The organism is Halomonas sp. MES3-P3E, from assembly GCF_002836035.1.
Taxonomy (GTDB): Bacteria; Pseudomonadota; Gammaproteobacteria; order Pseudomonadales; family Halomonadaceae; genus Vreelandella; species Vreelandella arctica.
Genome location: NZ_PJBT01000029.1, coordinates 1 through 24,316, shown reverse-complemented (window position 1 = coordinate 24,316; position 24,316 = coordinate 1). Strand labels below are relative to the sequence as shown.

Below are 24,316 nucleotides of genomic sequence, written 5' to 3'. Positions count from 1 at the left end.
CCTGGGATGCGGGTTATTTGCTAGCACTAACGTGTTTAGTGCTTACGCAACGTCAAAGCGATCTGCGTTCATCACTTTGGTCCAGGCGGCGACAAAGTCTTTGACGAACTTCTCGCCGTTATCGTCCTGGGCGTAAACTTCTGCGTAAGAGCGCAGCAGCGAGTTAGAACCGAACACTAGATCAACACGAGAAGCGGTCCACTTAACGGCATCCGTTTGACGATCACGGATTTCGTACGTGTTTTTACTCACCGGCTTCCAGGTGTTGCCCATATCGGTCAGGTTGACGAAGAAGTCGTTAGTCAACTGGCCTTCACGATCGGTGAAGACACCATGCTTGGTGCCGTCATAGTTGGTGCCTAATACACGCATGCCGCCGAGGAGCACGACCATTTCAGGCCCTGTCAGCCCCATTAACTGAGCGCGATCCAGCAGCAGTTCTTCCGGCTTCACAACATACTCTTTCTTCTGCCAGTTGCGGAATCCGTCAGCCAGCGGCTCTAGTGGCTCAAAGGAGTCTGCATCGGTCATCTCGGCAGAGGCGTCGCCACGCCCTTTCAGGAAAGGCACACGAACGTCATAGCCTGCGGCGTTAGCGGCTTTTTCGATCGCGACACTACCGGCCAGAACGATCACGTCGGCAAGGCTAGCGCCGGTGTCGGCAGAAATTTTCTCGTACACGGCTAGTACGCTGGCGAGACGCGCAGGCTCGTTGCCTTCCCAATCCTTCTGCGGCGCCAAGCGAATGCGGGCACCGTTGGCACCGCCGCGCATATCAGAGCCCCGATACGTGCGGGCGCTGTCCCACGCGGTGCTAACCATATCGCTGATGCTCAGGCCGGCCTCGGCGATTTTCTGCTTGACCACCTCTTCGCTGTAGTCGGTGCTGCCAGCCGGAACCGGATCCTGCCAGATCAGATCTTCAGCGGGTACTTCCGGTCCGATGTAGCGCGCTTTCGGGCCTAGGTCACGGTGGGTCAGCTTGAACCATGCTTTGACGAATGTGAGCTTAAAGTACTCAGGATCCGCCATGAATTTTTCACAAATGGCACGGTAAGTCGGATCCATCTTCATGGCCATATCCGCATCGGTCATGATCGGATTGTGGCGAATAGAGGGGTCGCTGGCGTCAACCGGCTTATCCTCTTCCTTAATGTTGATGGGTTCCCACTGGTGAGCACCGGCCGGGCTTTTGCGCAGTTCCCACTCATGACCGAACAGCAGGTCAAAGTAGCCCATGTCGAATTTGGTGGGGTTAGTCGTCCAGGCGCCTTCGATGCCAGACGTAACGGCATTACTTGCCTTGCCACCCATGGTTGGGTTGCCCCAGCCAAAGCCCTGGTTCTCAACGTCAGAGGCTTCTGGCTCAGCCGCCAGCGCTGCCGCGTCGCCATTACCGTGGCACTTACCCACGGTGTGGCCACCGGCAGTAAGGGCAGCCGTCTCTTCGTCATTCATTGCCATGCGGGCAAAGGTTTCGCGAATCTGCTGACCGGTTTTCAGCGGGTCGGGCACACCGTTAACGCCTTCCGGGTTGACGTAGATAAGCCCCATCTGAACCGCAGCAAGCGGGTTTTCCATGGTTTCTGGCTTTTCAACATCGCCATAGCGCTCGTCAGAAGGCGCCAGCCACTCTTTCTCATCGCCCCAGTAGATATCTTTTTCGGGTTCCCAGATATCCTCACGGCCAAACGAGAAGCCGTAAGCAGGCAGCCCCATGGATTCATAGGCAACGGTACCGGCCAGGATCATCAGATCGGCCCAGCTAATTTTATTGCCGTACTTCTTCTTGATTGGCCACAGTAGACGACGCGCCTTATCAAGGCTGACGTTATCCGGCCAGGAGTTGAGGGGTGCAAAACGCTGGCTACCGGTACCGCCGCCGCCACGACCGTCGGCCAGACGGTAGGTGCCAGCAGAGTGCCATGCCATGCGGATCATTAGACCGCCGTAGTGACCCCAGTCAGCTGGCCACCACGATTGGCTGTCAGTCATCAGCGCGTGGACGTCTTGCTTAAGCGCGTCAAAATCGAGCTTTCTGACCTCTTCCCGATAGTCAAAATCGGCATCCATCGGGTTTGATTTGCGGTCTTGCTGGTGCAAGATATCCAGGTTAATCCCTTCCGGCCACCAGTCTTTATTAGACGTGCCCGTGGAGGTATTACCACCATGCATTACAGGACATTTACCACTCATCGCGCTCTCCCATCACTCTATTTTGTGTTAATTGCTTTTTTCTTGGTGGTGCTCGCTTTCTAGCGACCAAGTCAACTGACGTTGAGCGTCGTGTACATTGCCTTTATGACTAGTACGGACGCACCATGAACTTGGTACTGTTTTAAAGCAGTTCCCTTATAGTCACAATTTACTTTTTGTGACCGCGCCAATAGCTTTTAACCATCACCTATCGCCTTACCGCACTAAACGGTGAATTCTTCTGTATCGATATCCGCCTGTTGCGCCTCGCTATAGCGGGCACCCACAACTTGGTCAGGGGTCATCATGGCATCCAACTGCTGCATTGTGGTGACATCCAGGCGCAGCGTTTCCGCCGCTAAGTTTTCCCGCATGTGATCAGGTGAGCGGGTACCGGGAATGGGGATAATGTCGTCGCCCTTCGCCTTCAACCAAGCCAGGGCCAACTGCCCCGGCGTCACGCTCAAGGCCTGCGCCAGCGCTGCCAACTGGTCAAATAGTTTTACGTTATGAGGGTAGTTCTCGGCGCTAAAGCGCGGCATGTTGCGGCGCATATCGCCCTCTGCAAGGCGCGACGGGTCTTGGATGGCGCCGGTTAAAAAGCCTCGCCCCAGAGGACTAAACGCGACCATCGCCGCGCCCACCTCTCGGCACGCCTCTATCAGGGCGATTTCAGGGTTGCGCGTCCACAGCGAGTATTCCGACTGCACGGCGGCGATGGGGTACTCCGTGGTTGCCCGGCGTAAAGAAAGCGCTGAAATTTCGGAAAGCCCCACGCCACCAATCTTACCCTCCTCTACCAAGCGCCCCAACGCTCCCACGCTCTCTTCAACAGGGATGTGTCGATCCAAACGGTGCAGGTAGTAAAGGTCCACGTGGTCGGTACGTAGCCGTGTAAGGCTTTCTTCGCACTGCTTGCGCAGCGTTTCAGGGCGGCCGTCAATCACCCGTTTGCCTGTCTCAGGGTCGATGGCCATACCGCATTTGCTGGCCAGAAACAGCTGGCGACGCTTGCCCTCAAGCGCTCGCCCCACCACGCTTTCATTGGCCGTGGCACCGTAAAGCGTCGCGGTATCAAAGTGGCGATAGCCCATCTCAAACGCCTCATCCAACGCTCGTATGGCCGCGTTTTCAGGCACGATGCTGCCGTAACCATGGGAGAGATTCATACAGCCAAGGCCGATGGAAGGGGCATTCACCGCATTAAGGCGTTGGAAAAAACTCGACATAGCAACTCCTGGCGTTAACAAAACAGTTTGATCACCTTTCACCGCCAAACTGCAGCGCGGCTAAATGGCGATAGAGGGGGCTGGTAGCCATCAATTCGGTGTGATTGCCCGCCGCGACCAGTTGACCACCATCAAGCACCAACAGGCGGTCGGCAGCAATAACGGTGGCGAGCCGGTGGGCGATTACAATACTGGTGCGCCCCACCATCAGCCGATCCAGCGCCTGCTGTACCAGCCGCTCACTCTCCGCATCCAAGGCGCTGGTGGCTTCATCCAACAACAACACCGCCGGATTTTTGAGCAGCGCCCGGGCGATAGCGAGCCGCTGACGTTGGCCACCGGAAAGCTGCACACCACCGGGGCCAAGGGGCGTATCAAAACCTTGAGGAAGCGCTTCGATAAAGTCGAGGGCGCTGGCATCCTGAGCGGCGGTGCGCAGCCGCTCATTATCTGCATCGGGGTCGCCATAGCGAAGATTATCGGCCACCGAGCCACTAAACAGCACCGGCTCCTGGGCAACCAACCCCATGGCGCGCCGAAGCGCAGCAAGGTCTAAGTGGCGGACGTCGATCCCATCCAGCGATATACGCCCTTGCCTGGGGTCGTAAAAGCGCAGCAGCAGCGCCAAAAGCGTGCTTTTCCCCGCGCCCGATGGCCCAACAATGGCGACCCGCTCCCCTGACTGAATATGTAAATCAAACCCGGCAAGCGCCGGCGTTTCCCGACCGTGGTAAGTGAAGCTGACGCTCTCCAGCACGATGTCACCTTTTGATGGCATCGGTAGGTGACGGGGTTTCGCAGGCGACTGGATAGCGGGCTGAGTATCGAGCAGCTCCAATAAGCGCTCCGCCGCCCCTGCTGCACGCTGCACATCACCCGCGACTTCAGCCAAGGTGGCGATAGCCCCCGCCGCCAGCACGGCGTAGAAAATAAATGCCGATAGCTCACCGGCACTCATGGTGCCATCTAGCACTGCTTGACCGCCCTGCCAAAGCATCAACCCCACCGCGGCAAACACTACTAACATGGCGATGCCGGTCAACCAGGCGCGTTGCTGGGTGCGCTCGACAGCGCTGCCGAACGCCTGCTCGACCCGTTGGCCATAGTGGGTTTGATCCGCCGCTTCGTGGGTAAACGCCTGGAGGGTTCGAATACCGCTCAGCGCTTCTTCGGCATAGCGGCCCAGTTCGGCCACACGGTCCTGGCTGGTGCGGGAAAGCCGCCGCACCCGACGGCCATACCACACAATCGGCAACAGCGTGGCGGGGATGCCGATCAACACCATCGCCGAGAGCCACGGCTGCGTCACCAGCATTAGCACCACCGCCCCCACCAGCATGACCAGATTGCGCAGCGCCAACGATACCGAGGAGCCAAACAGGCTCTGCAGTACGCTGGTATCCGCGGTTAATCGTGAGGCGATCTCGCCGGCGGCACGGCCGTCGCTTGCGCTCTCAAAAAAGCTGGGCTCCAAAGTGAGCAAGTGATCGAACACCCGCTGGCGTAGATCGGCAGCCAAACGCTCGCCAATCCAGGTGACCTGGTAGTAACGCAGTGCGGAAGCGAACGCCAGCACCGTTACTACCACCAGCATCAACACCAGCGCTTGGCCTAACGCCTGCGCATCGGCATCTAAAAAACCGCGATCAATGACTAACCGCAACCCGTTGCCTAGCAGCAGTACGCTGCCCGAGGCCAATAACAGCGCAAGACCCGCCAAGGCCAAACGAAGTCGATAAGGACGCAGCAGCCCCAGCAAGCGCAGTAGCACGCGGGGGTTAGGGCGTTGATTCATGCAAGTAAGTGCTCAACAAATAGAGGCAGTACTCGACCATAGCAGGAGTGCCAGTGCCATGCACAGAATCAAAAAAGCCCGCGATTTCTCGCGGGCTCAGTAGCGAATGGTTAGGGTTAGGCCTAATCAATCAACGGCAGCAGGGTATTTAAGCTATCCCGGGCATCGCCGTAGAACATACGCGTGTTCTCTTTGAAGAACAGCGGATTCTCGATGCCTGAGTAACCGGTGCCCTGGCCGCGTTTGCTGACAAACACCTGCTTGGCCTCCCAGACTTTCAACACCGGCATACCGGCGATGGGGCTGTTAGGATCTTCTTCGGCCGCGGGGTTTACGATGTCGTTGGAGCCGATCACGATCACCACATCGGTGGTGGCGAAATCGTCGTTGATTTCGTCCATCTCCAGCACGATGTCGTAAGGCACTTTGGCTTCCGCCAGCAGCACATTCATATGGCCTGGCAAACGGCCTGCGACCGGGTGAATACCGAAGCGTACGGTCTTGCCCGCTGCGCGAAGCTTACGCACCAAATCGCTCACCGCCGTTTGCGCCTGAGCAACCGCCATGCCGTAACCAGGCACGATAATCACGCTGTCGGCATCGTTCAGAGCACTCGCCACACCGCCGGCATCGATGCTGACCTGCTCGCCTTCGATCTCCGCCGCAGGCCCTTGGCTACCGCCAAAGCCGCCCAAAATGACGTTGATAAAGTTGCGGTTCATCGCCTTACACATGATGTAAGAGAGAATCGCACCGGAGGAGCCCACTAGCGCACCGGTGACAATCAGCAGGTCGTTGGAGAGCGTGAAGCCGATCGCTGCCGCCGCCCAGCCGGAGTAGCTGTTGAGCATTGAAACGACTACCGGCATATCGGCACCGCCAATCCCCATGATCAGGTGGTAACCGATGAAGAAGGCCAGCGCCGCCAGCACAATCAGCGTCCAGAAGCCTGCACCGTTCAAGTAGAGAATGGCCAGCAGCAGCGAGAGTACTGCCGCCCCGGCATTCAGCATATGCCCGCCGGGCAACTGACGGGGTTTGCCATCCACCTTGCCAGCCAGCTTGCCAAAGGCAATCACCGAGCCGGTGAACGTCACCGCGCCGATAAAGATACCCAGCACTACCTCGACTTGCAGAAACATCAGCTCGTCAGGGGCTTTCGTGGCCACCAGCGCAGCAAAGGCGGAGAACTGATCCAACGACGCCTCGGCGGCACGCGCCGCCATCACCCGGCGACGCTCTAAATCCGCGCTCCAGGCCACCAAAACTGCGGCCAAGCCTACGAAGCTGTGCAACGCGGCCACGAGCTGGGGCATTTCGGTCATTTCGACCTTACCGGCCACATACGCCCCGATACCCGCACCGATCAACATCATCGGAATCAGCCACCAGTAGCCACCGATGCCAGGGCCAAAGGCGGTGAAAAACACCGCTACTGCCATGCCCACGATGCCGTACCACACGGCCCGCTTGGCTTTTTCCTGGTTGCTCAAACCGCCCAGGGACAGAATAAACAACACACTTGCCGCAATTGCCGCGGCAGATACGAATCCTTGCTCTAACATATCGTCTCTCCGCCGCTTAGGATTTTTGGAACATGGCCAGCATCCGGCGTGTCACCAGGAAGCCACCCACGATATTGATTGATGCGATCAGTACCGAAATCGCCGCCAGCACACTTACCACTGCGCTGCCGGAGCCAATCTGCAGAATCGCCCCCAAAATAATGATGCCCGAGATCGCATTGGTCACCGCCATCAGCGGTGTATGCAGCGAGTGGCTCACTTTCCAAATCACCTGGAAGCCAATAAAGCAGGCCAGCACAAAGACAATGAAGTGCTGCATAAAGGATGCCGGAGCGACTTGACCCAGCAGCAGCATCAGCGCGCCACCCACGGCCAGGAGGCCCACTTGACGCTTGGTTTGCGCTTTAAAAGTGGCTAGCTCAGCGGCCTTTTTCTCTTCCGGCGTCGGCTCTTTCTCTTTTTTCTTCGGCTTTGATGCGCCAATCGCTTTTACTTTGGGCGGCGGCGGCGGGAAGGTAATGTCGCCCTGGTGCGTCACCGTAGCACCACGAATGACGTCGTCATCCATATTGTGATTGATCACACCCTCTTTCTCGGGTGTCAGGTCAGTCAACATGTGGCGGATATTAGTCGCATAGAGCAGCGATGACTGCGTTGCCATGCGCGAGGGGAAGTCGGTGTAGCCAATCACCACGACGCCATTATCCGAGACCACGCGCTCATCAGGCTTAGTCAGGTCGCAGTTACCGCCCTTCTCAGCCGCCAGATCAATAATCACCGAGCCGGGTTTCATGGCCGCAACCATATCTTCCAGCCACAGTTTGGGCGCAGGCTTGCCGGGAATCAGCGCGGTGGTAATCACGATGTCCACGTCTGCTGCCTGCTCGCGGAAGCACTCAAGCTGCTTCTCGCGGAACTCCGGGCTCGAGGGCGAGGCGTAGCCACCGCTTTCGGAACCGTCCTGGCTATCCTCGAAATCGAGGAATAGGAACTCGGCACCCATGGATTCGATCTGCTCAGAAACCTCGGGGCGTACGTCAAAGGCGCGTACGACGGCGCCCAGGCTAGTGGCCGTGCCGATCGCCGCCAAACCGGCCACACCGGCCCCAATCACCAACACTTTGGCTGGGGGCACTTTACCCGCCGCCGTTACCTGGCCAGTAAAGAAGCGACCAAAGTTATTGCCCGCCTCAATCACCGCGCGGTAACCGGCAATGTTAGCCATTGAGGATAGCGCGTCCATCTTTTGCGCCCGTGAAATCCGCGGCACCATATCCATGGCGATCACGGTGGCGCCCTGAGCCTTACACTTCTCTAGCAGCGCTTCGTTTTGCGCTGGCCAGAAGAAGGCAATCAGCGTTTGACCTTCACGCAGCCGCTCGGCCTCTTCATCAGAGGGCTCGCGGACTTTAATGACCACCTCAGCGTCGCGCCAGAGTGCATCGGCACCCTCCACCACGGTAACGCCAGCATCGCGATAAGTGTCGTCATTAAAGCCCGCGGCCAAGCCAGCGCCGGTTTCCACTAAGCACTCGTGGCCTAGCTTCTGAATCTGTTTGGCGCTCTCAGGGGTCAGCGCGACACGCGCTTCCCCCCGGGCACTCTCCTTCGGTGCACCTATTTTCACTCGCGTTCTCCCATTATTGATAGTTCTGCCCCGCCACTACCCAGCTGGGCGCGACACTATAACGACGTCATTCATAACGCCTTTTAGCAGTCTAGGATCTAACGGGGTGACTGCCAGATACTATTCAACCTTTGATACAACAGCGTTGTTTAATTACAACATAGGTAGTGTGCATGATGGCTAACCTAACGTCTAAACTCGTTAGCAAACTCAGTAAGCACTTGATAGAGCCACACGTTAGCAGGATCGTTGGCATACAGCCCATGCTGAATCAGGGTCATTTTCAACGATGGTAGCTCCTTGGGTGGCTCCACCAAGCGCACCGGCAGCATGGTCACAAAGCGCTCCGCCATTTGCCGCGGCAGCGTCATGATCGCTTCCGTCAGCGCCACTACGCGGGCCGCCGCAATGTAGTTAAGGTTTTTAGAGATCACCCGCCGGGTTAAGCCGTGCTGCGCTAAACAGCTATCAATGTTGCTGGGCAGCAGGCCGCTGATATCAGCTAGTTCCACATGGGTCTCTCGGGCAAACTGCGCAATATCCAGCGACTCTCCTACGCGCTCGTTATGGCTAGCGGCTAGGCAGACCAGTTCCTCGTCCATCCACGGAGTCTGAATCACGCCGCTGGGTAGCACGCTTTGACTATCCAGCCCGACAACCATATCCGCTTGGCGCTGCTCTAACCCCTCGCTCAACACTTCCTGGGTAATGAGCTCAATGGAAAAACTGATACCCGGCGCATAGGCCAGCAGTTGACTAAGAAACGTTGGGTACATCACTTCTTCAAAATAGTCCGTCGTCGCCAGCGTAAAACGGCGAGTGCTATTAGCGGGTGAAAACAGCGCAGGCGGCGCCAAGCCTTCCCGCAACAGTGCCAGCGCCTGCTGTACGACTGGCTGCAGCGCCTGTGCCCGTGGGGTGGGTTGCATGCCCTTTTCGGTACGAATAAACAGCGGGTCATCCAGTGACTCACGCAGGCGTTTTAGCGAATGGCTCAAGGCTGGCTGGCTCAAATAAAGTCGTTCAGCCGCGCGCGTAACGTGGCGTTCACGCATGAGCGCCTCGAATACCAACAGCAGGTTTAAATCAAATTGGCGGAGCGAACGCATAACGACTCACTATTGATAGGACGAATGATTTCATTCTAAACATTCATTTTATTCATCGCTAAAAATTCCTTATCGTCGCGCTTCTTTGTAGCCAACACCCCTGCGCCAGCCGCACTTTTACTGCACGCCGATAGGAGAACACTCTAGGTGAACCAATCGCAGATCATGCCCAGCCTGTTTGGTGATGTTATCTCCACGTTCATGGGCGTGCCCAAAGCCACTGACCCGCACGCGACGGACGCTGAGGTCGTGGTGAGCGGCGTGCCCTTTGATCTGGCGTGTTCTGGCCGTGCAGGTACTCGCATGGGGCCGAATGCTATTCGTCAAAGCACCGCTAACTTGATCTGGGAAGGCAAACGCTGGCCCTGGGATTTTGCCTTGGAAGAGCGCCTCAAGGTGTGTGATTCAGGCAACGTGGATTACGCCTACGGCGAGCCTGAAAGTTTGGTCGATAATCTGGAAAATCATGCCCAGCGCTGGCTAAGTGCGGGTAAAAAGATGCTCACCCTGGGCGGCGACCATTACATTAGCCTGCCGCTACTGCGCGCTCACGCACGCGTGCACGGGCCGCTGGCACTGATTCACTTTGACGCCCACACCGACACCTACGAACAAGGCACGCGCTTCGACCATGGCACCATTTTCCATCACGCCCTCAAAGAGGGCCTGGTCGTGCCCGAGCACTCGCTGCAAATTGGTATTCGCACCAGCTACGACCGCCACAATCACCCTTATGAAGTGCTGGATGCGGACTGGGTCAACGACCACGGTGCCGCCGCTGTACTGGAGCGTATTCGCGCCAAAGTGGGTCACCACCCTGCTTATGTCAGCCTGGACATTGATGGCCTGGACCCCGCCTACGCCCCTGGCACAGGCACCCCGGTCTGCGGAGGCATGTCTACCGACCTGATGCTGAAAGTCATTCGCGGCATGGTGGGCATGGAATTGGTTGGCATGGACGTGGTGGAAGTCAATCCTGCCTACGATCACGGCGACATTACGTCGCTCGCTGCTGCGACGTTAGGGCTTGAGTTTTTATATACGTTGGCGGCGTCTAAAGGCGTTTGATAGTTAGCCCCCGCCGTCTCTTGGCTTTTATGGCATTGAGATGGCGGGGGCGAAACAGACTACCCTTGAGAGGCCGCCAGCGCTTGATCAATATCCGCCAGCAGATCGTCGATATGCTCGATGCCGATCGATAGGCGCACCATATCCGGCGTGACGCCAGCGGCTTTTAGTTCCTGCTCGTTGAGTTGGCGGTGCGTGGTAGAGGCGGGAATAGAAGAACAGCTTTTGGCATCGCCGATATTCACCAAGCGAAGAATCAGCGCCAGCGCATCGTAGAAGCGCTCACCAGCGGCCTGCCCACCTTCAATGCCAAAACTAAGAATCCCCGAGGCATGGCCGTTCATATAACGCTGGGCCAGCGCATGATCCGGATGGTTTTCCAAGCCAGCATAATGCACCCAGGTGACTAATGGATGGCTTTCCAGATGCTTGGCAACCGCTAAGGCATTGGCACAGATACGCTCGATGCGTAGCGACAGCGTTTCCAACCCCTGCAGCAGGTTCCAGGCTGCTTGAGCAGAAAGCGCCGCGCCCATATTACGTAGCGGAACCACCCGGGCGCGGGCAATAAAGGCCGCATCGCCCACATCACGGGTATAGCTCACACCGTGGTACGAGACATCAGGCTCGTTGAGTAGCGGAAAGCGGCTGGCATTCTCGGCCCAGGGAAAGGTGCCCGAATCAACAATCACACCGCCCACCGTGGTGCCGTGGCCGCCGATATATTTAGTCGCCGAGTGGACAACGATATCCGCCCCGTGCTCAATCGGCCGACATAAGAACGGCGTCGCCGTGGTGTTATCGACAATCACCGGCACTCCATGACGATGCGCCGCTTCAGCGAGCTTTGTTAGGTCGACCACGCCACCCGAGGGGTTACCAATGCTTTCGCAGAAAACCGCTTTGGTACGCTCATCGATCAGCGCTTCGATGCCATCAATATCGTCTTTGTCGGCAAAACGCACCTGAATGCCTTGGCGCGGCAAGGTGTGGGCAAACAGGTTGTAGGTACCGCCATACAGCTCGCTGATCGAGACAATGTTATCGCCCGCTTCAGCAATGGTCTGGATCGCATAGGTGATCGCTGCCATTCCCGATGCCACCGCTAGCCCAGCGATACCGCCTTCCAACGCGGCTACCCGCTGCTCCAACACGGCGCAGGTCGGGTTCATAATGCGCGAGTAAATGTTTCCTTCGACTTTAAGATCAAAAAGATCCGCCGCGTGCTGCGCGTTATCGAATGAAAACGACGTGGTTTGATGAATTGGCACCGCCACGGCGTTTTGTGAATCAGGCGAATAGCCATGGTGAAGAGCAATGGTTTCTGGCTTCATGAGAACGGCTCGCTATTTTGTTATTGAGATCCGCTAGTGATCCTAAACAAGCACTGAAGGGAAGGCCAATAATCGTTTAGCCTTCCGAGCCAACGTCATGCTTAACAGTGAAGGCGCTCACCCATGCCACTCGCTGCGCGCCACTGCGTCATGGGCGTGGAGCCTTTTGGTATCGATGCACCATAGCCATGCCGTGCCTCAGGGTATTTCATGGCTGTACATTATGTGTTTAGTTTAGGATTAAAAGTATCGTGGCTCGCTGGATTGATCTGCAATACGAGAAGCGACGGGAGGACTTTGTTATTTCTAGGTAGGTAGATATCACCATGATTAATCGTGAAGGCATTCATCAGCGACCAGACCAAGTGATTGATATCACGGGTTGGGGTGTTCACCAAGATTATGAAGTCTTTCCAGTAGGCGCTCGCGATAAAACACTCCGCGTCTGTCCTGACCCAGCTCCTTATGATTTTTGTATGCCTGGGCACCGCTATTTATTTAAAGAAGCTATCAAAAGCGCGAAAAACTCTGATAAGCCTCGCTACCCTGACCAATACTGGTCTGAGGTGATCGCTTTTCATATTGGCAGATTAATGGGTCTTACGCTCCCTCCCGTTTTTGTTGCCATTGATTCCTCTAGAAACGAACCAGGTACAGTAAACGAATGGTTCATTGGTTATGCTGATAGCGAGGAAGATCGCTACTTTCCTGGCGGGGATTACTTGCAACGGCGTATTGCAGAGTACGATAGGGAGAAGGGGAAACAGCACAATTTAACAACCATTATCGAACTAAGCCGTGTGTTAGAGAGAGGCGGATGGCTTGCTCATGATTGGCGACAGTACTGGGGGCTTTGCCTATGTTTCGATGCGCTAATCGGCAATACTGACCGCCATCAGGAGAACTGGGGGCTGATTTGGGGAGAAAATGATCCAACGGCCCGCTACACACCTTATTTTGATAATGGCACCAGCCTCGGGCACGAGTTGCAGCCCCAGAAAATGCAGCGCATGATGCGCGACCATAACGAATTCAATGCCTACCTTAAAAGAGGGCAGCACCACATGCGCTGGGCCAAAGGCGACAAAAAGCGCCTGCCGCTTATTCAGGGCGTTACTCAGTATTGTCAGCAATTCCCTGCTATTCGACCAATACTGATAGAACGCTTACAACGTTGGTGCGATGATGACCTTAGAGACATCCTGAATGACTTAACTTACTTTGACATCCCACATCCCATTACGCAACAACGTGCTGACTTCATAGCGTTTTTGACTCTGACAAGGAGAGAGCGCCTGTTACAGGCTCTGGAGAACTGATATGCCCCGCTTAATCGAACACTTGGTAGAACCACACCGGCTGCTGCTTTATTGGCAGGCACGCGAGAGCAAAATGCGCTCTCGCCACCTAGTGGGTGAACTGTTCAAGCGGGACGATAAAGTGGTTCTGGTGTATGACCTAGACAGTCCAGAGCTGGCAGAAGCCAAACGCTTAGGCTTTCGAGGCTACCCGGCGTTTCCTATGAGGCAAGCCGAGCACAATCATCAGGTGCTGGAGGCTTTCACTCGCCGCTTGCCGCCACGCAGTCGTCGTGATTTTGGGCGTTATCTGGAACTACGCGCTATCCCAGAGGATGCCAACATTAGCGACTTCGCTTTACTGGGTTACAGTGGCGCCAAGCTACCCAATGACGGTTTTGAACTTGTTCACCCTTTCGACAATCCACCTGAAGCCTTCGAGGTATTAATCGAAATAGCAGGCTTTCGGCACGAATCACAGCTTGAGATAACAGATTTACAGGTAGGCAGCAGCGTTCAATTTGTCCCCGAACCTGAGAACCCTGTGGATGCTGATGCTATCCGCATCGAAAGCGCTGGGTGCACACTGGGCTATGTCCCGAGAGGGAACCTCGACATGCTGCACCGAATGTTAAAAGAAGGCGCGATCCTCGAAGGGGAAGTATTTCGCACCAACGGGACATCAGAACGCCCGCTTGTCTATATTCTGACGCGTCTTTTAAGAGGTGACCTACCCTTTCAAGCGCTAAAAATGCAAGCTTAGACCCATTGATGTTGAATACTCCATTATCTAGAGCTCTCCCTTGCCGCTTGCGCTTTGTATAGAGCAAGTAGGCCAGAAACAGCTCCCCCTCAATCACCAATTCCACTCAGTGCGCGCCACCGCGTCATGAGCAGAGTGGGCGCAGGGGCACACAGCCGATGCGCTGCTGCGAGGTAATGGTCACCTGACCCGACGAGAGCCTTACCGCACCGATCAGCATTTTCAGTGAGCCCCAATTCAATCCGAAGATGGTCAATAACGTGTTTGGCGATACGTCTGCTTATATCGGCGTCATGGATCCCTTGGGCGTGGGTCTGACGCTGGATGCTGGCCTTTACGATGCGTTGCTGGAACAACTGGCTAATGAGATTGCGCGCTGCACTGACGGCTAAACAGCTTTTTTCTTAAACAGCTTGCCGAGTTGATAGAGGTCGTGCATATATCTATCAAACTTCGTAATAAGCAGTGACGCAAAGATAAAGGCATAAATCAGCAGCATTACTGCCATGGGGTCGTTTAACCAAGCCAGCCAAGGTGTCGAGACTGGATAACCCAGCGTATAAACACTCATGGCAGCCAGTAGCTGAACCAAGAAACAGTTCAAAATAACCAGTGTAATCAACGCTGCGCGTATATTGGTACGCGGCAGCGTTGTTTTCCAAAACGGCAAGTGACGCACTTTTACGCTGTTTACATTCGCACTGCTATCGCCGTTAAAACACAACCGCGCTTTACGCCGCAACAAAGGAATCGCGTAGACGCCTTTTTCCTCTTCAGCAAAAGCCTTCAGTGCGATATCCCGATCGAGATTAGGGCTCAAGGCATTGGCTGCCGCTTGATCAAAGTCTGGCCGGGCATGGGTTTGCGTGGCGGTTTTGGCTTGGTCAGAAAGCGCTTGTAAGTGGCTTTTATCAGCCTTCGACAACTTTTTATCGTTGCCGACGTTGATGTTGTAATGAATTTCATACACCTGATACAGAGCTGCGGTCACGCCCACAAAGATCATCAAAAAGACAATATATATCAACATATTAACGGGCACCTCCTAAACAAAACCGAACCAGCTAGGCGATAAATAGCTTTGTTAGCGTTCAAACTAACTTAAGGACTATGCCTATGCACAGCTGACAAGTACAGGCTCAGAAAGCCTCAAAAAAGCCGGATCAGACGACGGATCGCAACCGTGGTAGTGCTCCACAGTGTGCATTAAAATAAGGAGATAAGAACCCCTAGCCACTTATCGCCGAAGATAATGGGCGTTAAACTGCTTTTACTATTCGTCTGGCTAATCAATACCAAACCGTCACGAGGACAGTTGACCAAGGTTACATCGTCAGAGATGACAGATAGGCAGGCTGGTCGATGATATCCGCCACATAATGCAGCCTTTCCTCCCAGTCCTCTCTTGTCAGTTGACCACCGAAGCACAAGCGCAGAGCTTCAGGGGGATGGTTGTCGGTACTAAAAGCAGCGCTGGCAACCGCACTAACGCCATGTGAACGTAATTGCACCGCCAGCTCTGAAGGGTTCCAGCCAGAGTGCTTGGGCAGCTTGAGCCATAGGTGGAAAGCACCTTTGGCAGACACGATGCGCTGACGTCCCAGAATCTTCTCGGCTATTTCAAGGCGGGCAATGGCCTCGATACGGATCGCTTTAAGCATGGCATCTGCCGTCCCATCGGTTATCCACTCAGTGACCAGGGCGTCAATCAGCGGGCTGGACATCACCGAGGTGGCTCGAAGCGCCCCAGCGGTTCTCTGCGCCTGTCGCTTGGTGGGGGCGTGTAGAAATCCTGATCGCAAACCGGGGCCAAAACACTTGGCAGTCCCCGTCAGATAGTAAGTGAGCTCAGGGGCCAAGTTAGCAATAGGGACGATCTTCTCTTCGCTGAGCATGGTGTAAGCATCATCTTCAATAATCGGGATGCTATAGCGCAAGGCAACATCGGCCAAAGCTTCACGACGCCCCAAGGGAATAGTCGTCGTCGTGGGGTTTTGGATGGTGGGATTAATGTACAAAACGGCCACTTGACCCTGCTTACAGATATCCTCGAAGGAGCGAACAAGAGGGCCATCGGAGTCACGCTCCAATGAATGCAGGGTCAGCCCGAGCTGGGCCGCAATAGCCTTTAGGCCAGGGTAGACCAGGCTTTCGACACAAATTAGCTGACCTGGGGCTACCAACTGCATCAGTAGCCCAACCAGGCCGCTGTGAATACCGGGGCATATCAAGACCTGTTCCAGTGTCGTGTTGTCCAGCCGCCGATCCAGCCATTGGAGCGCAGCCACACGGTCATGATGGCTGCCACCAAAGGTTTGATAACGCAGCAGTGAGTAAAGATCACGCTGGGCCAACACCGAGATAGCGCTATCGCGTACTCGTTCAATCAACGTCGGTATCGCGGGCTCAATCATTAGGTTCATGGTCATCTCATAACCACTGCTCGGCTTCACTGACACTGCCTTACCTTTAATAAAAGTGCCCGAGCCCGGATGCGAGTCAATCAAGCCTCGCAGCTTAGCTTCGTTATAGGCACGCGCCGCCGTCGTGTAATTGATACTCAAAGCCCCCGCCAGTTCTCTCAGCGGGGGCAGTCGCTCGCGGGGCTGCAGCCGACCACTACCGATATCTTCAGCAATCAATTCAGCGACCAGACGATAAGCTGGCTGGCTGACCTCCTTGTCTAAACGTTTTCGCCAGCGTTCCAGCTCAGATGTATGCATATCTTCCCCGTCGTTAAATAAACATTGTTACCTACCCTTCTTATCGCCCAAAACTTATCACTGATGGACTAAAGATTGCACAAATAAAAAATTGATTGCATATGTACTTAATGGTGCAAAACATACTTTTAGTGCACAAATAAGGTGAAAAACACAGTTTTTTTGAAACATTAGCCTTTTATTATTTTTTTATCCTAAAAATTTGGTCAATTTTTAGGCTTAGAGCGACCTACATGATCGACAATTGATTGGATCAATAATCATATCAATTGGCACGTCGATTGCTCCGTATTGATCGTACCGCTTGTGTAAGCACGGCGGTTAACGACTCTCCCACTCGCAATAAACGGAGCTTAGACATGCCTACAGTGACGCAACCACTCAACAAGAAAGGCGATTTTCTGGTCGACTACGAAGAGAAGGTTTTTGAAGACGTAAAAGCGAAACCAGGCGAAAAAGCCCTGGTAACTTTTCATACGGTTGCCTTTGAGGGGTCGATCGGCTTCGTGAATATGCTGCAGGCAACGCGTTTGCTGCGTAAAGGCTTTGAAACCTCCATCTTACTGTATGGCCCTGGCGTCACTTTGGGTGTCCAGCGTGGCTTCCCGACCCTGGGCGATGAAGCGTTTCCCGGTCACATGAATTTCAACAATCAGTTGACCAAGTTTATGGCCGAGGGAGGCAAGGTCTACTCCTGCCGCTTTGCTCTTCAAGCACTCTATGGTCATGGCGAACCGTCACTCATTGAGGGCATCCGCGCGATCAATCCACTGGATGTGCTTGACCTCAAGCTGCTTCACGTGCGCGACGATGCACTGATCATCGATACCTGGACGGTCTAAGGGGAGCAGCGGTCATGGCACAAGCAAACATGACAGGAACGACCATAGTGCGGGCCGCTGCCGCTCAGCTTTCTCCCGATCTTGAGAGTGTTGGCGGCACGCTGGTCAAGGTACTGGATGCAATCGACGAAGCGGCCAGCAAGGGGGCTGAGCTGATCGTGTTCCCCGAAACCTTCGTTCCCTACTATCCGTACTTTTCATTTGTCTACCCCGCCGTGGCCTGTGGCGCCGAGCACTTACGGCTGTATGAACAGGCCGTGGTGGTACCAGGCCCGATCACTGATGCTGTCGCTGAGCGCGCTCGCACCCTGAGCATCGTCGTCGTGCTTGGCGTTAATGAGCGTGATCATGGCACCCTCTACAATACTCAACTGATCTTTGATAGCGACGGGCGTCTGTTGCTGAAACGCCGAAAGCTCACGCCGACCTACCACGAACGCATGATTTGGGGCCAGGGCGATGCCTCGGGCTTGAAGGTAGTGGATAGCGCCGTGGGCCGTGTTGGCGCCCTGGCCTGCTGGGAGCACTACAATCCGTTGGCACGTTATGCCCTGATGACCCAGCACGAGCAGATCCACTGCAGCCAGTTTCCTGGCTCGCTGGTCGGCCCAGTCTTTGCGGATCAAATTGAGGTAACCATCCGTCATCACGCCCTTGAAGCGGGCTGTTTCGTGGTTAACGCCACCGGCTGGCTAACCGACTCCCAAATCGAATCCATTACCCCCGACACCACGCTACAACGTGCTCTGCGTGATGGCTGTAACACCGCCATTATCTCGCCAGAAGGTAAGCACTTGGCCGAGCCGCTGAGCAAAGGAGAAGGCATCGTTATTGCCGACCTGGATTTCGCCCTGATTACCAAGCGTAAGCGAATGATGGATTCGGTGGGCCACTATGCGCGCCCTGAACTGTTGAGCTTAGCCATTAACGATATGCCCGCCCACTGCTGCCAGCCACTGGCCACTTCCGCTCAGGGCCATAATGCCCAAGGAGATGAAGATGAGTAAGCTCGCCGATCGCTCACGCTTGTTCACCGAACTTCAAACCCATGGCGTACGCCTGCAGGATGCATCACAAGAGCATGTCAGCCGACGGGGCGGCGCTGGCCCTTCTGACCATCAGGCAATAACCATCGATGGAATCACTATGATGGTGCCCGTCTATACCCAGTCGGCATGGCGTTCACCGTTTAGCGTAGTGTCAGGTGATGAAGGACATAGGCTGACTGAAAACACGATTCCTATGGCCGATATTACCTTTGCAGATACGCCCCACTTCTACGACCTGCAAACCGCTGACGGCGTCCCCTACACGCATATCGCCACCTTGCATAGCCGCGATGTACTGGCCACGACGGTACTGCAAACATGCATCCGCTATGAGAGCAGGCGCAAAGCCTGCAAATTCTGCTCGATTGGTCAATCACTCCAAGCCGGGCGCACCATTGCGCATAAGTCCCCAGACCAACTGGCCGAGGTGGCTAAGGCCGCTGTCGAGCTCGACGGTGTCAAACATATGGTCATGACTACCGGAACGCCAGCCACGTCTGACCGAGGAGCCAGCGTCCTTTGCGAAAGTGCCAGAGCCATCAAAGCGGCCGTGGATCTTCCGCTGCAAGGGCAGTGCGAACCACCGAAGGATCCCGTTTGGTATGCCCGCATGAAGGAAGCTGGCATTGACAGCCTGGGCATGCATCTCGAAGTGGTCACACCTTCGCTAAGAAAAACGCTAATGCCAGGCAAGGCCGAGGTTGGCATCGAAGAGTATATGCAGGCGTTTCGCGATGCTGTTGACGTCTTTGGCCGCGGGCAAGTCAGCACTTATATTCTTGCCGGGCTCGGGGATACCCGCGAGGCCATTCTGGAAACCTGCCAACACCTAATCGAAATCGGCGTTTATCCCTTTGTAGTGCCGTTCGTGCCGATTAACGGCACGCCATTAGAAGACCATAAGCCGCCCAGCGCCGACTTTATGGAGTCGATCCTGGCGCCGTTGGGCAGACGTCTCAAGCTCGCAGCGTTGCGCTCTAGCGATATCAAAGCGGGCTGCGGGCGTTGCGGTGCCTGTTCAACGTTGTCTGAGTACGAGCGCTAACAGCACGCGAAACGCTTAATAGAGGAGTGCCCGATGATGTCAACATCCGACGCCTATTCGGCCTATTCCAACTACCGGATCAAGTGGGCGAGCCTGCCTTGGGAAACCGATGAAGCAATGGCATTGCGGCGGCGCGTTTTCTGCGATGAGCAGGCAATATTTGATCAGGACGACCGAGATGCCATCGATGACTCAGCCCACCTACTCGTCGCTTTAGGGTGCACAGGAGGATGGTATGAGCAAGTGGTGGGGACAGTGCGTATTCACGAATCAGAACCTGGACTCTGGCATGGTTCGCGTCTTGCTGTTGACCCAGCCTTCCGCGCCCAAGGCCGCCTAGGCTCCACGCTGATTCGGCTGGCCGTCTCCAGCGCTCATGCATTGGGCTGCCAACGCTTTTTGGCCCGGGTACAGGCCCAGAATGAGGCTCTTTTTCAACAGTTGCACTGGCGAAGCATTGGAGAGGAATTAATCCTTGATCGACCTCATGTCGTCATGGAGGCCGACCTTACCCACTACCCCCCTTGCCACTCTCCTCTTAGCGGCTTTGTTGTGCCTGGGCGTCAACGCCAACCTCTCGCTGAGCTGGCGCCTGGGCTGCTTAAGATCCTTTCAGCCCCCGCACTGAGACAAGCATCATGAGCCAAAAGCAACGACTCGACCTAACAGAACTGCTCCAGAAAGTGCACGATTATAGTGGTCTTGCCCATAAGGCCGATATCGCGCGGATCGCTCCCAACCTGACAGCACTGCCCGATGGCTGGCATCCCAACGGAGACGATACCGCGGCCATTCCCAGCGGCGAAGGCTACACACTGTTGGCGATGGAAGGGCTACTTACCGCCTTCGTCGCCGAGGATCCTTGGTTTGCTGGCTGGTGTTCGGTGATGGTTAACGTCAGTGATATCGCCGCAATGGGCGGGCGGCCCCAGGCAATCGTCAATGCTCTATGGAGCCATGACCCAGAAAGCGCTGAACTAATTGCCAAAGGCATGCGTGAGGCTGCCGACACCTTCCGCATTCCCATCGTCGGTGGCCACACCAACCTGCGCTCCAATCAGCCGCAATTGGCGGTCGGCATCCTGGGTCGAGCCCAATGCCTGCTGAGCAGTTTTGCGGCGCGGCCTGGGCAATTATTAGTGGCGGCTATCGACCTGCGCGGCGCCTATCAAGCGCCCTATCTGAATTGGAACGCGGCCACAACGGCGCCCGCTGAGCGTTTGCGTGACGACATCGAACTGCTTCCCTGTATTGCTGAAGCGGGCTTGGCTATCGCAGCCAAAGATATCAGCCAGGCCGGTCTCCTCGGTACCACCTTAATGCTCATGGAGAGCGCTGATGTAGGCGTGAGCATTAACCTTGACGCCACCCCGAAACCCGAGAGAGTCACTTGGCAGGACTGGCTTTGCACCTTTCCTAGCTTCGGTTACCTGCTCACCACGGATCATGAACACCTCCCCATGCTGCTGGAGCGCTTCCATGCCCGTGGCATCGCCGCCGCGCAGATCGGCGAGATCGTTTCCTCACCGCAGCTCTGGGTAGAAACCGACAATGATCGCCAGTTGTTCCATGACCTTTCAACGACTCCATTAACCGGACTGAGTCGTCCCCAAATGCCCATTCCCCAACAGGAGCTTTGAGCATGCCAGCCATACACTTCCACGTTCGCTGGCCAGACGGCAGCGAAGACCAGTGTTACTCACCCTCCACCGTTTTAAAGGAGTACTTCCAGGTCGGCGAGCGTCTCAGCGTCGATGCTTTTGTGGAACGCGCCGACATAGCCCTAGAGGCGGCCAGCCAGCGCGTCGAACAAAAATTCGGCTTCTTCTGCTCCAGTGCCATGGATCAGTCGACGGCTATCAAGGCCAAAGCCCAGCAGTTTGGCAATAATCCGCAGGACATGGTCGAAATTATCCGCATCGACTAGCACATCAAACATCTCATCAATCGTTGCAAAGAGAGAGCGATATGAAAGACCTACGTAAGCACTATTCTGCCATTATCATCGGTGGCGGTCAGGCGGGGCTATCCGTCAGCCACTACCTTCAACAACAGGCAATCGACCATCTCGTTATAGAGAAACACAGCTTAATGCATAGCTGGCAGACAGCGCGTTGGGATTCATTCACCTTAGTGACGCCGAATTGGCAGTGCCAGCTACCCGATCACCCCTACGACGGAGATGACCCTAAAGGCTTTATGCAACGAGACGACATCGTCGCTTACCTTGACCGCTTTGCCGCCAAGGTTCAGCCTCCCGCCCTCGAAGGCGTTGCCGTTAATCGCGTCAGTCTGAATAGCAACGGGAAGTACGCAGTGAAGAGTTCCGCGGGTGAGTTTAGCGCGGATCAGATCGTGGTGGCCTCCGGCGGTTATCATCTCCCTATCATTCCACGTATGGCAGAGCGATTGCCCGATCGGTTGTTCCAGCTACATTCCGCGGAATACCGAAGCCCTGAACAGTTACCCGAGGGGGCGGTGTTGGTGGTGGGCTCCGGCCAATCTGGCGCCCAGATTGCCGAAGACCTGCACATTGCTGGGCGAAAAGTCTTCCTCGCCACTGGTGATGCCCCGCGCGTGGCGCGTCAATATCGCGGCAAAGATGTTGTCGAATGGCTTGATGAAATGGGCTACTACGAGATGTCGGTCGATCAGCACCCATTACGTGAGGGAGTAAGAGATAACACCAACCACTATGTCACAGGACGTGACGGGGGCCGGGAGATCGACCTGCGCAAGTTCGCTCTCGAAGGTATGGAGCTATTCGGGCTATTAGAAGAGTACCGCAATGGGGACTTTATCTTTCGCGATAATTTGCAAGCCAACCTCGATCATGCCGACAGTGTTTACTGCAACATAAACCAGCGAATTGATGCCTATATCGCCTCCCAGGGTATCGAGGCCCCACCAGCGTCCGAGTACACGCCATGCTGGGAACCGAACCAAGAGCGTTCCGAGCTAAATCTGGTCGACGCAGGGATTAGCGCCGTTATCTGGTGCATCGGCTTTCGCCCTGACTTTCACTGGCTTGATGCTTCGGTATTCAATGGTCAGGGCCATCCCATACACAAACGCGGTGTCACCCAACAGCCCGGCCTCTACTTTATTGGCCTGCCATGGCTGCATACCTGGGGCTCTGGAAGGTTCTCTGGCGTGGCGGCTGACGCTGAGTACTTGGTTGAACGCATCAAAGCTTATCAGCGACAACAGGATACGGCGTTGCAGCCGCTCGCGGAGCAAGCGTCCGCCTGACGCGATTCATACTAGGCATTGGGTTACTATCAGAGTGTTGCTGCATCGTTACTAGGGCTTGTTAACACTCAATGGCATTAACGGCTAACCCACCTTTGGATGTTTCTTTGTATTTATCCAACATGTCTCTCCCTGTATCGCGCATGGTACGAATGACTTTATCCAACGATATAAAGTGAGTGCCATCGCCGCGTAATGCCATCTGAGCGGCATTGATCGCCTTTACCGTTGCGATGGCGTTGCGCTCGATACAAGGAATCTGAACTAATCCACCCACAGGATCGCAGGTTAATCCTAAATTGTGTTCCAACCCAATTTCTGCTGCGTGCTCTACTTGTTCCGGCGTTCCTCCCATCACATCAGCTAAACCGGCTGCCGCCATGGCACATGCCGACCCGACCTCCCCTTGGCAGCCCACTTCGGCGCCAGAAATAGAAGCATTTTTCTTGCAGAGAATGCCAATGGCGCCAGCCGCCAACAGAAAATCCACTACATTTTTCTCGCAGGCGTTGGGCTGAAACTTCATATAATAGTGTAAGACGGCGGGAATAATGCCCGCGGCGCCGTTGGTGGGCGCCGTGACCATGCGCCCGCCCGCGGCGTTTTCTTCGTTGACGGCGAGGGCAAAGATATTCACCCATTCCATCGCAGAAAACGTCGAGGCGATCAGGCAATCATTCTGCTCTGCCGCTTGAAGGCGTTGGTGAAGCAACTTGGCCCGTCGTTTGACGTTCAAGCCACCAGGCAATACCCCTTCATGGGCCAATCCATTGTCAATGCATTCACACATGACTTGCCAGATACGCCACAGCTCGTTTCTAACCTCCTCCTCTGTCCGCCAAACCTTCTCATTTTCCAGCATCAATCGGCTGACGCTTAGCTGCTCCTTTTTACATAGCGCTAAGAGCTCATCGGCGGTGTCAAAGTTGTACGGAATAATAGCCCCATCCAAATCGTCTAGCGGCATATCCACTTGGGCTTGCTCTACTACAAAACCACCACCCACCGAATAATAGGTGTTCTCATACAATAATTGGCGTTGAGGCGTAAACGCAGCCAGCCTCATGGCATTGGGGTGATGAGGCAAACACTCTTCATGAAAATAAATATCGCTATCCCACGTAAAAGTTACTTCTTTTTGTCGACCCAGATTTAACCGCCTACTCTCTTTTAGCGATTTTATGGATGGCTCAATCAGCGTGGGATCAATCGTGTCAGGACGTTCTCCCATCAGCCCCATAATGATCGCATGATCGGTGGCATGCCCAACCCCTGTCGCTGATAGCGAACCATAAAGATGAACCTCAAGATGTTCCACATCATTAAGCAGGTTGTTTTCGCGCAGCGCGTTTACATACTTAAAAGCTGCCTGCATAGGCCCCACGGTGTGTGAACTGGAGGGGCCCACTCCAATCTTAAAAAGGTCGAAGTGTAGTGGTCAAGTAAAACTGGCCACCGGT

At 55.2% G+C, this 24,316-nt stretch carries 20 protein-coding genes and 1 pseudogene; 11 read left to right on the top strand and 10 right to left on the bottom strand.

Annotation, left to right across the window (positions count from 1 at the left end; all coding sequences use genetic code 11):
- Positions 1-42: 42 nt before the first annotated feature.
- From katG to CXF87_RS09325, 6 genes are all read right to left on the bottom strand, one after another.
- Positions 43-2,196 carry a catalase/peroxidase HPI gene (gene katG / locus CXF87_RS09350; protein ID WP_101146445.1) on the bottom strand — a complete coding sequence of 718 codons (2,154 nt, stop codon included), beginning with the start codon at positions 2,194-2,196 and terminating at the stop codon, positions 43-45.
- A 224-nt stretch (positions 2,197-2,420) separates the two neighbouring features.
- Positions 2,421-3,425 (bottom strand): aldo/keto reductase, encoded by a 1,005-nt coding sequence (locus tag CXF87_RS09345; protein ID WP_101146444.1) that lies wholly within the window; start codon positions 3,423-3,425, stop codon positions 2,421-2,423.
- Between the two features lie 31 nt (positions 3,426-3,456).
- Complete coding sequence (locus tag CXF87_RS09340; RefSeq protein ID WP_101146443.1) at positions 3,457-5,220, bottom strand: ABC transporter transmembrane domain-containing protein; 1,764 nt, start codon at positions 5,218-5,220, stop codon at positions 3,457-3,459.
- 122 nt (positions 5,221-5,342) lie between these two features.
- Entirely contained in the window at positions 5,343-6,785 is a 1,443-nt protein-coding gene (locus CXF87_RS09335) for an NAD(P)(+) transhydrogenase (Re/Si-specific) subunit beta (protein ID WP_101146442.1), read from the bottom strand.
- A gap of 16 nt (positions 6,786-6,801) precedes the next feature.
- Positions 6,802-8,373 (bottom strand): Re/Si-specific NAD(P)(+) transhydrogenase subunit alpha, encoded by a 1,572-nt coding sequence (locus CXF87_RS09330; protein ID WP_101146441.1) that lies wholly within the window; start codon positions 8,371-8,373, stop codon positions 6,802-6,804.
- 185 nt (positions 8,374-8,558) lie between these two features.
- On the bottom strand, positions 8,559-9,482 hold the full coding sequence (locus CXF87_RS09325) for a LysR family transcriptional regulator (RefSeq protein ID WP_101146440.1): 924 nt from the start codon (positions 9,480-9,482) through the stop codon (positions 8,559-8,561).
- A gap of 165 nt (positions 9,483-9,647) precedes the next feature.
- Between CXF87_RS09325 and speB the strand changes: the two genes are divergently transcribed.
- Positions 9,648-10,550, top strand: a complete 903-nt coding sequence (gene speB / locus CXF87_RS09320; protein WP_101146446.1) for an agmatinase — start codon at positions 9,648-9,650, stop codon at positions 10,548-10,550.
- 59 nt (positions 10,551-10,609) lie between these two features.
- On the opposite strand, the gene CXF87_RS09315 is transcribed toward speB, so the two are convergent.
- Entirely contained in the window at positions 10,610-11,884 is a 1,275-nt protein-coding gene (locus CXF87_RS09315) for an O-acetylhomoserine aminocarboxypropyltransferase/cysteine synthase family protein (RefSeq protein ID WP_041159026.1), read from the bottom strand.
- A 326-nt stretch (positions 11,885-12,210) separates the two neighbouring features.
- On the opposite strand from CXF87_RS09315, the gene CXF87_RS09310 reads away from it, so the two are divergent.
- The 3 genes from CXF87_RS09310 (at position 12,211) to CXF87_RS09300 (ending at position 14,337) form a co-directional block, all read left to right on the top strand.
- Positions 12,211-13,203, top strand: coding sequence for a hypothetical protein (locus CXF87_RS09310; protein WP_101146439.1), 993 nt, complete (start codon positions 12,211-12,213; stop codon positions 13,201-13,203).
- A 1-nt stretch (position 13,204) separates the two neighbouring features.
- Positions 13,205-13,945 (top strand): HIRAN domain-containing protein, encoded by a 741-nt coding sequence (locus CXF87_RS09305; protein WP_101146438.1) that lies wholly within the window; start codon positions 13,205-13,207, stop codon positions 13,943-13,945.
- Between the two features lie 248 nt (positions 13,946-14,193).
- The gene (locus CXF87_RS09300) at positions 14,194-14,337 is read left to right on the top strand and encodes a hypothetical protein (protein WP_232774860.1); all 144 of its coding nucleotides are present in this window, start codon (positions 14,194-14,196) and stop codon (positions 14,335-14,337) included.
- Here CXF87_RS09300 and CXF87_RS09295 read toward each other — a convergent pair.
- Together CXF87_RS09295 and CXF87_RS09290 are read right to left on the bottom strand one after the other, a co-directional pair.
- Positions 14,334-14,975, bottom strand: a complete 642-nt coding sequence (locus tag CXF87_RS09295) for a hypothetical protein (protein WP_022521500.1) — start codon at positions 14,973-14,975, stop codon at positions 14,334-14,336. The genes CXF87_RS09300 and CXF87_RS09295 overlap by 4 nt on opposite strands.
- 295 nt (positions 14,976-15,270) lie before the next feature.
- Positions 15,271-16,668 (bottom strand): aminotransferase-like domain-containing protein, encoded by a 1,398-nt coding sequence (locus CXF87_RS09290; RefSeq protein WP_022521499.1) that lies wholly within the window; start codon positions 16,666-16,668, stop codon positions 15,271-15,273.
- Between the two features lie 359 nt (positions 16,669-17,027).
- Between CXF87_RS09290 and CXF87_RS09285 the strand changes: the two genes are divergently transcribed.
- Genes CXF87_RS09285 through CXF87_RS09255 form a run of 7 tightly spaced genes read left to right on the top strand, consistent with a single transcriptional unit; the run spans position 17,028 to position 22,856 of the window.
- Positions 17,028-17,510, top strand: coding sequence for an MSMEG_0572/Sll0783 family nitrogen starvation response protein (locus CXF87_RS09285; RefSeq protein WP_101146437.1), 483 nt, complete (start codon positions 17,028-17,030; stop codon positions 17,508-17,510).
- Between the two features lie 14 nt (positions 17,511-17,524).
- Positions 17,525-18,517, top strand: a complete 993-nt coding sequence (locus CXF87_RS09280; protein WP_232774858.1) for a Nit6803 family nitrilase — start codon at positions 17,525-17,527, stop codon at positions 18,515-18,517.
- Positions 18,510-19,604 (top strand): MSMEG_0568 family radical SAM protein, encoded by a 1,095-nt coding sequence (locus CXF87_RS09275; protein WP_035581372.1) that lies wholly within the window; start codon positions 18,510-18,512, stop codon positions 19,602-19,604. The genes CXF87_RS09280 and CXF87_RS09275 overlap by 8 nt, the downstream gene beginning before the upstream one ends.
- A gap of 33 nt (positions 19,605-19,637) precedes the next feature.
- Positions 19,638-20,246, top strand: coding sequence for an MSMEG_0567/Sll0786 family nitrogen starvation N-acetyltransferase (locus tag CXF87_RS09270; protein WP_101146436.1), 609 nt, complete (start codon positions 19,638-19,640; stop codon positions 20,244-20,246).
- Positions 20,243-21,244 (top strand): sll0787 family AIR synthase-like protein, encoded by a 1,002-nt coding sequence (locus CXF87_RS09265; protein ID WP_101146435.1) that lies wholly within the window; start codon positions 20,243-20,245, stop codon positions 21,242-21,244. Before CXF87_RS09270 ends, CXF87_RS09265 begins: the two co-directional genes overlap by 4 nt.
- A gap of 2 nt (positions 21,245-21,246) precedes the next feature.
- Entirely contained in the window at positions 21,247-21,531 is a 285-nt protein-coding gene (locus CXF87_RS09260; protein WP_022521493.1) for an MSMEG_0570 family nitrogen starvation response protein, read from the top strand.
- Positions 21,532-21,572: 41 nt separating this feature from the next.
- Positions 21,573-22,856 (top strand): MSMEG_0569 family flavin-dependent oxidoreductase, encoded by a 1,284-nt coding sequence (locus CXF87_RS09255; protein ID WP_101146434.1) that lies wholly within the window; start codon positions 21,573-21,575, stop codon positions 22,854-22,856.
- Between the two features lie 61 nt (positions 22,857-22,917).
- On the opposite strand, the pseudogene CXF87_RS09250 reads toward CXF87_RS09255, so the two are convergent.
- Positions 22,918-24,285, bottom strand: a pseudogene (locus CXF87_RS09250) (L-serine ammonia-lyase); the annotation flags it as partial.
- Positions 24,286-24,316: the final 31 nt, after the last annotated feature.

Coding starts and splice junctions, on each gene's coding strand:
- katG (WP_101146445.1), bottom strand. CDS start 2,196: ATGAGTGGTAAATGTCCTGTAATGCATGGTGGTAATACCTCCACGGGC.
- CXF87_RS09345 (WP_101146444.1), bottom strand. CDS start 3,425: ATGTCGAGTTTTTTCCAACGCCTTAATGCGGTGAATGCCCCTTCCATC.
- CXF87_RS09340 (WP_101146443.1), bottom strand. CDS start 5,220: ATGAATCAACGCCCTAACCCCCGCGTGCTACTGCGCTTGCTGGGGCTG.
- CXF87_RS09335 (WP_101146442.1), bottom strand. CDS start 6,785: ATGTTAGAGCAAGGATTCGTATCTGCCGCGGCAATTGCGGCAAGTGTG.
- CXF87_RS09325 (WP_101146440.1), bottom strand. CDS start 9,482: ATGCGTTCGCTCCGCCAATTTGATTTAAACCTGCTGTTGGTATTCGAG.
- speB (WP_101146446.1), top strand. CDS start 9,648: ATGCCCAGCCTGTTTGGTGATGTTATCTCCACGTTCATGGGCGTGCCC.
- CXF87_RS09315 (WP_041159026.1), bottom strand. CDS start 11,884: ATGAAGCCAGAAACCATTGCTCTTCACCATGGCTATTCGCCTGATTCA.
- CXF87_RS09310 (WP_101146439.1), top strand. CDS start 12,211: ATGATTAATCGTGAAGGCATTCATCAGCGACCAGACCAAGTGATTGAT.
- CXF87_RS09305 (WP_101146438.1), top strand. CDS start 13,205: ATGCCCCGCTTAATCGAACACTTGGTAGAACCACACCGGCTGCTGCTT.
- CXF87_RS09300 (WP_232774860.1), top strand. CDS start 14,194: ATGGTCAATAACGTGTTTGGCGATACGTCTGCTTATATCGGCGTCATG.
- CXF87_RS09295 (WP_022521500.1), bottom strand. CDS start 14,975: ATGTTGATATATATTGTCTTTTTGATGATCTTTGTGGGCGTGACCGCA.
- CXF87_RS09290 (WP_022521499.1), bottom strand. CDS start 16,668: ATGCATACATCTGAGCTGGAACGCTGGCGAAAACGTTTAGACAAGGAG.
- CXF87_RS09285 (WP_101146437.1), top strand. CDS start 17,028: ATGCCTACAGTGACGCAACCACTCAACAAGAAAGGCGATTTTCTGGTC.
- CXF87_RS09280 (WP_232774858.1), top strand. CDS start 17,525: ATGGCACAAGCAAACATGACAGGAACGACCATAGTGCGGGCCGCTGCC.
- CXF87_RS09275 (WP_035581372.1), top strand. CDS start 18,510: ATGAGTAAGCTCGCCGATCGCTCACGCTTGTTCACCGAACTTCAAACC.
- CXF87_RS09270 (WP_101146436.1), top strand. CDS start 19,638: ATGATGTCAACATCCGACGCCTATTCGGCCTATTCCAACTACCGGATC.
- CXF87_RS09265 (WP_101146435.1), top strand. CDS start 20,243: ATGAGCCAAAAGCAACGACTCGACCTAACAGAACTGCTCCAGAAAGTG.
- CXF87_RS09260 (WP_022521493.1), top strand. CDS start 21,247: ATGCCAGCCATACACTTCCACGTTCGCTGGCCAGACGGCAGCGAAGAC.
- CXF87_RS09255 (WP_101146434.1), top strand. CDS start 21,573: ATGAAAGACCTACGTAAGCACTATTCTGCCATTATCATCGGTGGCGGT.